The sequence below is a fragment of the Streptococcus mitis genome (assembly GCF_023109105.1).
Taxonomy (GTDB): domain Bacteria; phylum Bacillota; class Bacilli; order Lactobacillales; family Streptococcaceae; genus Streptococcus; species Streptococcus mitis_BW.
Genome location: NZ_JALDTZ010000024.1, coordinates 1 through 12,318 on the forward strand (window position 1 = coordinate 1; position 12,318 = coordinate 12,318).

Below are 12,318 nucleotides of genomic sequence, written 5' to 3' on the forward strand. Positions count from 1 at the left end.
TAATTCCACCATAAAAATCCGTTTTAGACTAACTTCCACTTTGGTCAGACAAGTGGAAGTTACTCTGAGAAGTTACCCTAGGGAAATTCTAGCCTGATATAGGAGCCTTCTTTTGATAAAATCGTAAAAATCTAGTATAATAGATAGAACTGAAAGTATGAGGTTACTAGCAATGAAAATGAAACAAATTAGTGATACAACTTTGAAAATCACGATGTCTTTAGAGGATTTGATGGATCGTGGCATGGAGATTGCTGACTTTCTTGTTCCTCAAGAAAAAACAGAAGAATTCTTTTATGCTATCTTGGATGAATTAGAGATGCCTGAGAGCTTTTTGGATACAGGCATGTTGAGCTTCCGTGTGACTCCAAAACCGGATAAGGTCGATGTCTTTGTAACCAAATCAAAGATTGACCAAAATCTAGATTTTGAAGACTTATCGGATTTACCAGATATGGAAGAATTGGCTCAAATGTCGCCAGATGAATTTATCAAAACCTTGGAAAAAAGCATCGCAGACAAAACTAAGGATGATATCGAAGCGATTCAATCTCTAGAGCAAGTCGAAGCCAAGGAAGAAGAGCAGGCTGAACAAGAAGTTGAGAGCAAAAAAGAGCCCTACATCTACTACATCCTTTCTTTTGCTAAGTTAGCTGACTTGGTGGCTTTTGCCAAGACAGTGACTTTTGAGATGGAAACTTCTGAACTCTACAAGATGAATGAGCGCTATTATTTGACCATTTTAGTGGATATTGAAAATCATCCAAGTCCATATCCAGCTTGGCTCTTGGCTCGTATGCGCGAGTTTGCGGAAGATAGTGACATCAGTCGCTCAGTCTTGCAAGAGTATGGCCAAGCCTTGCTGAATCACGATGCAGTGATTAATCTACAAAAGATTGGATAATCCTTTCTGGAAAGTTATTTCTAGATTTTAAGAAGAGCGAATCGTCTGATTCGTTTTTTCTTTTCTAGACTGAAATAGTGATTTACTATAATAGGAATTTTCACAAAATTCTGTTATAATGGCTATATTAGAAAATTTCGAGGAGACTAACATGACAGTTAAAATTGCTTTACTAGGATTTGGTACCGTTGCAAGTGGTGTGCCTTTCCTCCTAAAGGAAAATGGAGAAAAAATCAATCAATCAGCACATTCAGATATTGAAGTTGCTAAGGTATTGGTTAAGGATGAAGATGAAAAAAATCGCTTGCTTGCTGCAGGGAATGACTTTAACTTTGTAACCAATGTGGATGATATTTTATCAGATCAAGACATTACCATCGTAGTGGAATTGATGGGACGTATTGAACCTGCTAAGACCTTTATCACTCGTGCTTTGGAAGCTGGAAAGCATGTTGTTACTGCTAACAAGGACCTTTTGGCTGTCCATGGTGCAGAGTTGCTAGAAATTGCTAAAGCGAACAAGGTAGCACTTTACTACGAGGCAGCAGTAGCTGGTGGGATTCCAATTCTTCGTACGTTGGCAAATTCCTTGGCTTCTGATAAAATCACGCGCGTGCTTGGAGTAGTCAACGGAACTTCCAACTTCATGATGACCAAGATGGTAGAAGAAGGCTGGTCTTATGATGATGCTCTTGCGGAAGCGCAAAGACTTGGTTTTGCAGAAAGCGACCCGACAAATGACGTAGATGGGATTGATGCAGCCTACAAGATGGTTATTTTGAGCCAATTTGCTTTTGGCATGAAGGTTGCCTTTGACGATGTAGCCCACAAGGGAATCCGCAACATCACACCAGAAGACGTAGCTGTAGCCCAAGAGCTTGGTTATGTAGTGAAATTGGTTGGTTCTATCGAGGAAACTCCTTCAGGTATTGCCGCAGAAGTAACTCCAACCTTCCTTCCTAAAGCGCACCCACTTGCTAGTGTGAATGGAGTAATGAACGCTGTCTTTGTAGAATCTATCGGTATCGGTGAGTCTATGTACTACGGACCAGGTGCGGGCCAAAAACCAACTGCAACAAGTGTTGTGGCCGATATTGTTCGTATCGTTCGCCGCTTGAATGATGGGACCATTGGCAAAGACTTCAATGAATATAGCCGTGACTTGGTCTTGGCTAATCCAGAAGATGTTAAATCAAACTACTACTTCTCAATCTTGGCTCCAGACTCAAAAGGTCAGGTTTTGAAGTTGGCTGAAATCTTTAATGCTCAAGATATTTCCTTCAAGCAAATCCTCCAAGATGGAAAAGAAGGTGACAAGGCGCGTGTTGTGATCATTACACACAAGATTAATAAAGCCCAGCTTGAAAATGTCTCAGCTGAATTGAAGAAGGTTTCAGAATTCGACCTCTTGAATACCTTCAAGGTGCTAGGAGAATAAGATGAAGATTATTGTACCTGCAACCAGTGCCAATATCGGGCCAGGTTTTGACTCGGTCGGTGTAGCTGTATCCAAGTATCTTCAAATTGAGGTCTGCGAAGAACGGGAAGAATGGTTGATTGAACACCAGATTGGCAAATGGATTCCACATGACGAGCGTAATCTCTTGCTCAAAATTGCCTTGCAAATTGTACCAGACTTGCAACCAAGACGTTTGAAAATGACCAGTGATGTTCCTTTGGCGCGTGGTTTGGGTTCTTCTAGCTCGGTTATTGTTGCTGGGATTGAACTAGCCAACCAACTGGGTCAGCTCAACTTGTCAGACCATGAAAAATTGCAGTTAGCGACCAAGATTGAAGGACATCCTGATAATGTGGCCCCAGCTATTTATGGTAATCTCGTTATTGCAAGTTCTGTTGATGAACAAGTTTCAGCTATCGTAGCAGACTTCCCTGAGTGTGATTTCCTAGCCTACATTCCCAACTATGAATTGCGTACTCGAGACAGCCGTGGTGTCTTGCCTAAAAAATTGTCCTATAAGGAAGCTGTTGCAGCTAGTTCTATCGCTAATGTGGCGGTTGCGGCCTTGTTAGCAGGAGACATGGTGACAGCTGGGCAAGCAATCGAGGGAGATCTCTTCCACGAGCGCTATCGTCAGGACTTGGTGAGAGAATTTGCGACTATTAAACGAGTAGCCAAAGAAAATGGTGCTTATGCAACCTACCTCTCTGGTGCTGGGCCGACAGTTATGGTCTTGGCTTCTCATGACAAGATGCCAACGATTAAGGCAGAATTAGAAAAGCAACCTTTCAAAGGAAAACTTCATGACTTGAAAGTTGATACCCAAGGTGTCCGTGTAGAAGCAAAATAAAGAATAGATGATAGGATGGGGAAACTCTTGACCAGAGGGCTTCCTATCCTTTTTTTGAAAAGAAGTCTAGTTACAAACTGGATAAAGGAGAAACGAAGATGGCAGAAATTTATCTAGCAGGTGGTTGTTTTTGGGGTTTAGAGGAATATTTTTCCCGTATTTCTGGAGTCCTTGCAACCAGTGTAGGCTACGCTAATGGACAAGTCGAAACGACCAATTATCAGTTGCTCAAGGAAACAGATCATGCAGAAACGGTACAAGTTATTTACGATGAGAAGGAAGTGTCACTCAGAGAAATTTTGCTCTATTATTTCCGAGTTATCGATCCTTTGTCAATCAATCAACAAGGGAATGACCGTGGTCGCCAATATCGAACTGGGATTTATTACCAAGATCAAGTAGACTTGCCAGCTATCTACACAGTGGTGCAGGAGCAGGAACGCATGCTTGGTCGCAAGATTGCAGTAGAGGTGGAGAAACTTCGCCACTACATTTTAGCTGAAGACTACCACCAAGACTATCTCAAGAAAAATTCTTCTGGTTACTGTCATATCGATGTGACCGATGCTGATAAGCCATTGATTGATGCAGCCAACTATGAAAAGCCTAGTCAAGAAGTGTTAAGGAAAAGTTTATCAGAAGAATCCTATCGTGTCACCCAAGAAGCTGCTACAGAGGCTCCATTTACCAATGCCTATGACCAAATCTTTGAAGAAGGGATTTATGTAGACATCACGACAGGTGAGCCACTCTTTTTTGCCAAGGATAAGTTTGCCTCAGGATGTGGTTGGCCAAGTTTTAGCCGTCCCATTTCCAAGGAATTGATTCATTATTACAAGGACATGAGTCATGGAATGGAGCGAATCGAGATTCGTTCTCGGTCAGGCAATGCTCACTTGGGTCATGTTTTCACAGATGGACCTCGGGAGCTAGGTGGACTTCGATACTGTATTAATTCTGCATCCTTGCGTTTTGTATCCAAGGATGAGATGGAAGATGCAGGATATGGCTATCTATTGCCTTACTTAAACAAATAATACTCTTCGAAAATCTCTTCAAACTACGTCAGCGTTGCCTTGTCGTAGGTATAGGTAACTGATTTCGTCAGTTCTATCTGCAACCTCAAAACAGTGTTTTGAGCTGACTTCGTCAGTCTTATCTACAACCTCAAAACAGTGTTTTGAGCTGACTTCGTCAGTTCTATCTACAACCTCAAAGCAGTGCTTTGAGCAACCTGCGGCTAGCTTCCTAGTTTGCTTTTTGATTTTCATTGAGTATAAAACAGAGAGGGTGGGCGCTTCCCACTTTCTTCATTTCTAGAATACGAATAGAAGGGATTTATGAAACACCTATTATCTTACTTTAAACCCTACATCAAGGAATCGATTTTAGCACCCTTGTTCAAGCTACTAGAAGCTGTGTTTGAGCTCTTAGTTCCCATGGTGATTGCAGGAATTGTTGACCAATCCTTGCCCCAGAAAAATCAAGGTCATCTCTGGATGCAGATTGGCCTGCTCCATATCTTTGCAGTAATTGGTGTTTTAGTGGCCTTGATAGCTCAGTTTTATTCAGCCAAGGCTGCGGTTGGGTTTTCCAAAGAACTGACAAACGACCTTTATCGTCATATTCTTTCCTTACCAAAGGATAGCAGAGACCGTTTGACAACTTCTAGCTTGGTGACTCGCTTGACTTCGGATACCTATCAGATTCAGACTGGTATCAATCAATTTCTGCGCCTCTTTTTACGAGCACCTATTATCGTTTTTGGAGCTATTTTCATGGCCTATCGAATCTCAGCTGAGCTGACTTTCTGGTTCTTGGTCATGGTTGTCATTTTGACCCTTGTCATTGTCGGCCTCTCTCGATTGGTCAATCCTCTCTACAGCAGTCTCAGAAAGAAAACGGACCAGTTGGTTCAGGAAACGCGCCAGCAATTACAAGGCATGCGGGTCATTCGTGCTTTTGGACAAGAAAAACGAGAATTACATATTTTTCAAACCCTTAACCAAGTCTATGCTAGATTGCAAGAAAAGACGGGTTTCTGGTCTAGTTTATTAACCCCTCTGACTTATCTGATTGTCAATGGCACTCTTCTTGTTATCATCTGGCAGGGCTATATTTCAATTCAAGGAGGGGTACTCAGTCAGGGTGCTCTTATTGCCCTCATCAACTACCTCTTGCAAATTTTGGTGGAATTGGTTAAGCTCGCCATGCTGATCAATTCTCTTAACCAGTCCTATATCTCAGCCAAGCGAATCGAAGAAGTCTTTGCTGAAGCTCCAGAAGATATTCACTCAGAGTTAGAAGAAAAGCAAGCTACCAGTGATCAGGTTTTACAAGTCCAAGAACTGACCTTTACCTATCCTGATGCGGCCCAGCCTTCTCTGAGAGACATTTCCTTTAATATGAAGCAAGGGCAAAGCCTTGGTATCATTGGGGGAACTGGTTCTGGTAAATCAAGCTTGGTGCAAGTCTTACTTGGACTTTACACAGCAGACAAGGGAAGCATTGACCTTTATCGAGATGGACGTAGTCCTCTTAATCTTGAGCAGTGGCGATCCTGGATTGCTTATGTACCCCAAAAAGTTGAACTCTTTAAGGGAACCATTCGTTTCAACTTGACTCTAGGTTTACATCAAGAAGTAACTGACCAAGAACTTTGGCAGGCCTTGGAAATTGCGCAAGCTAAGGATTTTGTCAGTGAAAAGGAAGGGCTTTTGGACGCCACTGTTGAGGCAGGAGGTCGAAATTTTTCAGGTGGGCAAAAACAAAGGCTGTCTATTGCACGTGCAGTCTTGCGCCAAGCTCCGTTCCTTATCTTAGATGATGCGACCTCGGCCCTCGATACCATCACTGAGTCCAAGCTCTTGAAAGCTATTCGAGAAAATCTGCCAAATACGAACTTAATCTTGATTTCTCAACGGACTTCGACACTACAGATGGCTGATCAGATTCTCCTCTTGGAAAAAGGTGAGCTCCTAGCTATTGGCAAGCACGAGGAATTGATGCAAACTAGTCAAGTTTATCGTGAAATTAATGCATCCCAACATGGAAAGGAGGGCTAGCATGAAACGACAAACTGCAAACCAGACGCTCAAACGTTTGGCAAAAGATTTATCAAGCCATCCCTTCCTCCTTTTCCTAGCCTTTCTAGGAACTATTGCCCAAGTCGGCTTATCTATTTATCTTCCTATCTTGATTGGGCAGGTCATTGACCAAGTACTCGTGGCTGGTTCTTCACCAGTTTTTTGGCAAATTTTTCTCCAGATGATCTTGGTGGTCATAGGAAATACACTGGTACAATGGGCCAATCCTCTTCTTTATAATCGCCTAATCTTCTCTTATACCAGAGACTTGCGAGAACGAATCATCCATAAACTTCATCGTTTACCGATTGCTTTTGTGGATCGGCAGGGCAGTGGAGAGATGGTCAGTCGTGTGACTACAGATATAGAACAGTTGGCAGCTGGCTTGACCATGATTTTTAACCAATTTTTCATTGGTGTCTTGATGATTTTGGTTAGTATTCTAGCCATGCTCCAAATTCATCTCCTCATGACTACCTTAGTCTTGTTGTTGACGCCACTGTCTATGGTAATTTCACGTTTTATTGCCAAACGATCCTATCATCTCTTTCAGAAGCAAACAGAGACGAGGGGAATTCAGACTCAGTTGATTGAAGAGTCGCTTAGTCAGCAGACCATTATCCAGTCCTTCAATGCTCAAACAGAGTTTATCCAAAGACTGCACGAGGCTAATGCCAACTACGCAGGCTATTCTCAGTCAGCCATCTTTTATTCTTCAACGGTTAATCCTTCGACTCGCTTTGTCAATGCGCTTATTTATGCTCTTCTTGCTGGAGTAGGAGCTTATCGTATCATGATGGGTTCAACCTTGACCATCGGTCGTTTAGTGACTTTTTTGAACTATGTTCAGCAGTATACCAAGCCCTTTACCGATATTTCTTCAGTTCTAGCCGAGTTGCAAAGTGCTCTGGCTTGTGCAGAGCGCGTCTATGCTGTCTTAGAAAGTCCTGAGGTGGCTGAAACAGGCAAGGAAGTCTTGACCAGTGACCAGGTTAAGGGAGCTATTTCCTTTAAGCATGTTTCTTTTGGCTACCATCCAGAAAAAATTTTGATTAAGGATTTGTCTATCGATATCCCAGCTGGTAGCAAGGTGGCCATCGTTGGTCCGACAGGTGCTGGGAAATCAACTCTTATCAATCTTCTCATGCGTTTTTACCCCATTAACTCAGGAGATATCTTGCTAGATGGTTGTTCCATTTACGACTATACCCGAGCATCATTGAGACAGCAGTTTGGGATGGTGCTCCAAGAAACCTGGCTCAAGCAAGGAACTATTCATGACAATATTGCCTTTGGTAACCCTGATGCCAGTCGGGAGCAAGTGATTGCTGCTGCAAAGGCAGCCAATGCAGACTTTTTCATCCAACAATTACCACAGGGCTATGATACCAAGTTGGAAAATGCAGGAGAATCTCTATCTGTAGGGCAAGCCCAGCTCTTGACCATTGCCCGAGTCTTTCTGGCTATTCCCAAGATTCTTATCTTAGATGAAGCGACTTCTTCCATCGATACACGGACAGAAGTACTGGTTCAGGATGCCTTTGCTAAACTCATGAAGGGGCGCACAAGTTTTATCATTGCCCACCGCTTGTCAACCATTCAGGATGCGGATTTGATCCTTGTCTTGGTGGATGGTGACATTGTTGAGTATGGGAACCATCAGGACCTTATGGATAGGAAGGGCAAGTATTATCAAATGCAGCAAGCAGCAGCTTTTAGCTCAGAATAAGCCTTTCTATTTTGAAATCTTATGGACGAAAAAAGTTGCCTTCGGGTGACTTTTTTGTTACAATAGCTAGAAAAATTATTCACTGTAAATTGTCTTTTAGAAAAGGAGCCTAGTATGAAAGTCTATCAGCATGTAAATATCGTGACTTGTGATCAAGATTTCCATGTCTATCTGAATGGAATCTTAGCCGTTAAGGATTCTCAAATCGTTTATGTCGGTCAAGAGGAGTCAGAGATTTTAGAGCAAGCTGAGCAGATTATAGACTATCAGGGGGCTTGGATTATGCCTGGTTTGGTCAATTGTCACACCCATTCTGCTATGACAGGATTGAGAGGAATCCGAGATGATAGCAATCTCCATGAATGGCTCAATGACTATATCTGGCCAGCAGAAGCTGAGTTTACTCCCGACATGACTACCAAGGCGGTCAAAGAAGCTCTGATAGAGATGCTCCAGTCGGGAACAACAACCTTTAACGACATGTATAATCCCAATGGTGTGGATATTGAGCGGATTTATCAGGCAGTGAAAGATTCCAAGATGCGTTGTTATTTCTCACCGACCCTCTTTTCTTCAGAGGCAGAGACAACTGCTGAGACTATAAGCAGAACTCGAGCAATCATTGAAGAAATTATTGGATATAAAAATCCAAATTTCAAGGTGATGGTAGCCCCACATTCTCCTTACAGTTGTAGTAGAGATTTGCTGGAAGCGAGCTTAGATATGGCAAAAGAGCTTGCTATTCCAATCCATATCCATGTGGCGGAAACCAAGGAGGAGTCAGGGATTATCTTGAAGCGTTACGGCAAACGCCCCCTTGATTTTCTAGAAGAACTGGGCTATTTAGATCATCCGTCTGTCTTTGCTCACGGGGTCGAATTAAACGAGCGAGAAATTGAACGATTGGCAACTTCTCAAGTGGCTATTGCCCACAGTCCTATTAGTAACCTCAAATTGGCCTCAGGAATCGCTCCAATCATCCAATTCCAAAAAGCAGGAGTAGCTGTGGGAATTGCGACTGACTCGGTTGCTTCCAATAACAATCTAGATATGTTTGAGGAAGGACGGACTGCAGCCCTTCTTCAGAAGATGAGAAGTGGAGATGCCAGCCAATTCCCAATCGAAACAGCTCTCAAGGCACTGACAATCGAAGGGGCTAAAGTCCTAGGGATGGAAAATCAGATAGGAAGTCTGGAAGTTGGTAAACAGGCAGATTTTCTCGTCATTCAACCTCAAGGGAAAATCCATCTCCAACCCCAAGAAAATATGCTTTCTCACCTTGTCTATGCAGTCAAATCCAGTGATGTAGATGATGTTTATATCGCCGGAGAACAGGTTGTTAGGCAAGGTCAAGTCCTGACAGTAGAACTTTAAAAGAAAAATCACGAAAAAAGTTTAAAAAAAGTTTGCAAAAATCTTGCATTCTTTTTTTGACTATGCTATACTTATATACGGTTTGAAAAAACTGCCTAAGACAGTAGGGGAGCTCGACTCATAAGTATCCTACCGAGGACAAAACGTATCATGTAAAAAGAAGCGTATTGTACTTTCGTGTCTAGGTTTGGGCGCGTTTTTCTTTTGAAAAATTTCCCCAAGCAAAATAATAACGGAGGTGAACACACTAATGAGTGAAGCAATTATTGCTAAAAAAGCGGAACTAGTTGACGTAGTAGCTGAAAAAATGAAAGCTGCTGCATCTATCGTCGTTGTAGACGCTCGTGGTTTAACAGTTGAGCAAGATACAGTTCTTCGTCGTGAGCTTCGTGGAAGCGAAGTTGAGTATAAAGTTATTAAAAACTCAATCTTGCGTCGTGCAGCTGAAAAAGCTGGTCTTGAAGAACTTGCATCAGTATTTGTTGGACCATCTGCAGTAGCATTTTCTAACGAAGATGTTATCGCACCAGCGAAAATCTTGAACGACTTTGCTAAAAACGCTGAAGCACTTGAAATCAAAGGTGGTGCAATCGAAGGCGCTGTCGCATCTAAAGAAGAGATTCTTGCACTTGCAACTCTTCCAAACCGCGAAGGACTTCTTTCTATGCTCCTTTCTGTACTTCAAGCGCCAGTGCGCAACGTTGCTCTTGCAGTCAAAGCGGTTGCAGAAAGCAAAGAAGACGCAGCTTAATCTTAAGCTACGCAGCGTAGCCTAGCTACGAAAAATCTATTATAAATTTAAAAACATATTTGGAGGAAATAACAATGGCATTGAACATTGAAAACATTATTGCTGAAATTAAAGAAGCTTCAATCCTTGAATTGAACGACCTTGTAAAAGCTATCGAAGAAGAATTTGGTGTAACTGCAGCTGCTCCTGTAGCTGTTGCTGCAGCTGGTGCTGCTGACGCTGGTGCTGCTAAAGATTCATTCGACGTTGAATTGACATCTGCAGGCGACAAAAAAGTTGGCGTTATCAAAGTTGTACGTGAAATCACAGGTCTTGGTCTTAAAGAAGCTAAAGAACTTGTTGACGGTGCACCAGCACTTGTTAAAGAAGGCGTTGCAACTGCAGAAGCTGAAGAAATCAAAGCTAAATTGGAAGAAGCTGGAGCTTCAGTTACTCTTAAATAATAGAGCAACTACATTAGTAGCTTAAAAACATGATTAAATCGCTATTCTTAGGAGTAGCGGTTTTTTCTGTTTAGAATGCTAAATCTACCTCTAAATTATAGTCTGATACGAAAGTTCTAGGTTTTTTTCTAACAGTTACTAGAATCTTGATAGAAATTCAATTTTCTTCTTGACACTGACCTTAGGGAAGGGATTAAACTAATAGTAGATAAGAAAGGAGATTATTATGCAAATCAATATGATTCGCTCTGATAAAGTTTATCAGGAGTTGCTTGAACTTCCATTTGATAAAAGGGAGGGATGTTTCCGAGCGAAAATACTCGCTCCATTTGCTCCTAAATAACAAACTCAGCACATTCCTTTAAAAGCGAAGTATCCTGGAGGATTTGATGCTCTGTTTCTACTTGGCTTTATGAATCAGCTCCCTGCAACTCTATCAGAAAAGGATAGACCGGCTATTGATGCCCTGAGCTCTGATCAACTCTGGCAAGACTGCCAGGATACCATCAAGAGGAGTATTGGTCTTTTTGAACAGGCTGGCCATGATTTAGAGGTTGAGGATTACCATTTTACTATTTTATTAGGCAATCCAGACAAGCCTATGCTACAGCTCAATAAGGGTTACAGTGGAGATGGCGGAATTCCAAGTTATCTCATGTTAAGCATACTGCCTAATGACTATACTTTGCCACGTATTCAAGCGGCACTGGCTCACGAGTGCAACCACAATGTCCGCTTCCAATTTATCAAATGGAACCAGCAGACGACACTAGCAGACTGGGTAGTTAGTGAAGGATTGGCAGAGTCTTTTGCTGCTGAGCTCTATGGTAAAGAGCTCATCGGACCTTGGGTTACTTCAACCAGTCCAGAGCAATTAGAGGAGATTAAGCCCATCATCTCAAGTCAGCTTCAGCTAACGGGGATGGTGGAAATGGCTCCATATCTCTACGGTGATGAAATTGCAGAGATTCAAGGTCAAATACCAGTCGGTATGCCTTATGCTGCGGGCTATGCTTATGGCTATCATTTGATACAAGCCTATCTGAAAAAGACTGGAAAGAGCATTATTGAAGCGACAGTAACACCAACAGAAGAGATTTTAGAGGCGACTGAAGACTTTTGGAAATGACACTTTTGTTTGAAAATCTGCCAAAACCTAATATAATGTAGGTAATTTCTGGAGCTGACTATATGCACTATAAAAGAGTCGAATTGAAAGTCATAAATCAAGGTATCTATGAGAGCAAGATTTTTCAAGGTGTTAAAATTTTTAGCCGTAGCACGCTGTCCAAAGATCAGAAAAGTATTCTAACACAGAAGCTTTACCTGACACCGAAGCAAGGCATCGTTTACTATCAGCGAACAGATGTCAATTATGACCAGAACTGGCATCATAATAAGAACTATTACGAACCAGCTTATGACCAGTTGGACAGAGAAACTGTCTTTAAGGTTTGTCAAGATTTTGACGAACTAAGTCCTTTTCTGGAAAATGAGCTGCTTGAGAAGCTAAAAGAAAAGCAGTTAACAGACAAATTTTTTGAAAAATTAGATATATAAAAATCCGGCTGCTTTTATAAGTGGCTCTATAATATTTGTAGTGGGTAAATCCCCTATGGATATTATGGAGCCTATTTTGTTGTAGAAAAAAGTCCCATATGATCTATAATGAAAAGCGACAAAACAACTCATTAGAAAGAATCATATGGAACAATTACATTT

General features: G+C 41.9%; 11 protein-coding genes, 1 pseudogene and 1 other annotated feature. Of the genes and pseudogenes, 11 read left to right on the forward strand and 1 reads right to left on the reverse strand.

Features of this window, described 5'->3' with window-relative positions:
- Positions 1–172: 172 nt before the first annotated feature.
- From mecA to msrB, 4 genes are all read left to right on the forward strand, one after another.
- On the forward strand, positions 173–904 hold the full coding sequence (gene mecA, locus M1F37_RS09540) for an adaptor protein MecA (protein WP_247935629.1): 732 nt from the start codon (positions 173–175) through the stop codon (positions 902–904).
- 151 nt (positions 905–1,055) lie between these two features.
- Positions 1,056–2,342: a homoserine dehydrogenase gene (locus tag M1F37_RS09545; protein WP_247935630.1), complete on the forward strand. Its 1,287-nt coding sequence runs from the start codon at positions 1,056–1,058 to the stop codon at positions 2,340–2,342.
- A 1-nt stretch (position 2,343) separates the two neighbouring features.
- Positions 2,344–3,213, forward strand: a complete 870-nt coding sequence (thrB, locus tag M1F37_RS09550) for a homoserine kinase (protein WP_247935631.1) — start codon at positions 2,344–2,346, stop codon at positions 3,211–3,213.
- A 98-nt stretch (positions 3,214–3,311) separates the two neighbouring features.
- Positions 3,312–4,250, forward strand: coding sequence for a peptide-methionine (R)-S-oxide reductase MsrB (gene msrB, locus M1F37_RS09555; protein ID WP_247935632.1), 939 nt, complete (start codon positions 3,312–3,314; stop codon positions 4,248–4,250).
- Positions 4,251–4,268: 18 nt separating this feature from the next.
- Here the strand turns inward: msrB and M1F37_RS09560 are convergent, their stop codons facing one another.
- Positions 4,269–4,484, reverse strand: a complete 216-nt coding sequence (locus M1F37_RS09560) for a hypothetical protein (protein WP_247935633.1) — start codon at positions 4,482–4,484, stop codon at positions 4,269–4,271.
- A 69-nt stretch (positions 4,485–4,553) separates the two neighbouring features.
- Between M1F37_RS09560 and M1F37_RS09565 the strand changes: the two genes are divergently transcribed.
- From M1F37_RS09565 to M1F37_RS09595, 7 genes and pseudogenes are all read left to right on the forward strand, one after another.
- Positions 4,554–6,278 carry an ABC transporter ATP-binding protein gene (locus M1F37_RS09565; RefSeq protein ID WP_247935634.1) on the forward strand — a complete coding sequence of 575 codons (1,725 nt, stop codon included), beginning with the start codon at positions 4,554–4,556 and terminating at the stop codon, positions 6,276–6,278.
- A gap of 1 nt (position 6,279) precedes the next feature.
- The gene (locus M1F37_RS09570; protein WP_247935635.1) at positions 6,280–8,028 is read left to right on the forward strand and encodes an ABC transporter ATP-binding protein; all 1,749 of its coding nucleotides are present in this window, start codon (positions 6,280–6,282) and stop codon (positions 8,026–8,028) included.
- Positions 8,029–8,142: 114 nt separating this feature from the next.
- Entirely contained in the window at positions 8,143–9,402 is a 1,260-nt protein-coding gene (locus M1F37_RS09575) for a TRZ/ATZ family protein (protein ID WP_247935636.1), read from the forward strand.
- A gap of 76 nt (positions 9,403–9,478) precedes the next feature.
- Positions 9,479–9,614 (forward strand) — a sequence feature (ribosomal protein L10 leader region).
- Positions 9,615–9,652: 38 nt separating this feature from the next.
- On the forward strand, positions 9,653–10,153 hold the full coding sequence (gene rplJ, locus M1F37_RS09580) for a 50S ribosomal protein L10 (protein ID WP_247935637.1): 501 nt from the start codon (positions 9,653–9,655) through the stop codon (positions 10,151–10,153).
- A gap of 74 nt (positions 10,154–10,227) precedes the next feature.
- Complete coding sequence (rplL, locus tag M1F37_RS09585) at positions 10,228–10,596, forward strand: 50S ribosomal protein L7/L12 (protein WP_001196965.1); 369 nt, start codon at positions 10,228–10,230, stop codon at positions 10,594–10,596.
- Between the two features lie 226 nt (positions 10,597–10,822).
- Positions 10,823–11,725 (forward strand): annotated as a pseudogene (locus M1F37_RS09590) (DUF2268 domain-containing protein).
- A 62-nt stretch (positions 11,726–11,787) separates the two neighbouring features.
- Complete coding sequence (locus M1F37_RS09595) at positions 11,788–12,156, forward strand: EXLDI protein (RefSeq protein WP_247935638.1); 369 nt, start codon at positions 11,788–11,790, stop codon at positions 12,154–12,156.
- Positions 12,157–12,318: the final 162 nt, after the last annotated feature.

Bases quoted from the DNA above. Each gene is read 5' to 3' on its own strand.
- mecA (WP_247935629.1), top strand. From the start codon at position 173: ATGAAAATGAAACAAATTAGTGATACAACTTTGAAAATCACGATGTCT.
- M1F37_RS09545 (WP_247935630.1), top strand. From the start codon at position 1,056: ATGACAGTTAAAATTGCTTTACTAGGATTTGGTACCGTTGCAAGTGGT.
- thrB (WP_247935631.1), top strand. From the start codon at position 2,344: ATGAAGATTATTGTACCTGCAACCAGTGCCAATATCGGGCCAGGTTTT.
- msrB (WP_247935632.1), top strand. From the start codon at position 3,312: ATGGCAGAAATTTATCTAGCAGGTGGTTGTTTTTGGGGTTTAGAGGAA.
- M1F37_RS09560 (WP_247935633.1), bottom strand. From the start codon at position 4,484: ATGAAAATCAAAAAGCAAACTAGGAAGCTAGCCGCAGGTTGCTCAAAG.
- M1F37_RS09565 (WP_247935634.1), top strand. From the start codon at position 4,554: ATGAAACACCTATTATCTTACTTTAAACCCTACATCAAGGAATCGATT.
- M1F37_RS09570 (WP_247935635.1), top strand. From the start codon at position 6,280: ATGAAACGACAAACTGCAAACCAGACGCTCAAACGTTTGGCAAAAGAT.
- M1F37_RS09575 (WP_247935636.1), top strand. From the start codon at position 8,143: ATGAAAGTCTATCAGCATGTAAATATCGTGACTTGTGATCAAGATTTC.
- rplJ (WP_247935637.1), top strand. From the start codon at position 9,653: ATGAGTGAAGCAATTATTGCTAAAAAAGCGGAACTAGTTGACGTAGTA.
- rplL (WP_001196965.1), top strand. From the start codon at position 10,228: ATGGCATTGAACATTGAAAACATTATTGCTGAAATTAAAGAAGCTTCA.
- M1F37_RS09595 (WP_247935638.1), top strand. From the start codon at position 11,788: ATGCACTATAAAAGAGTCGAATTGAAAGTCATAAATCAAGGTATCTAT.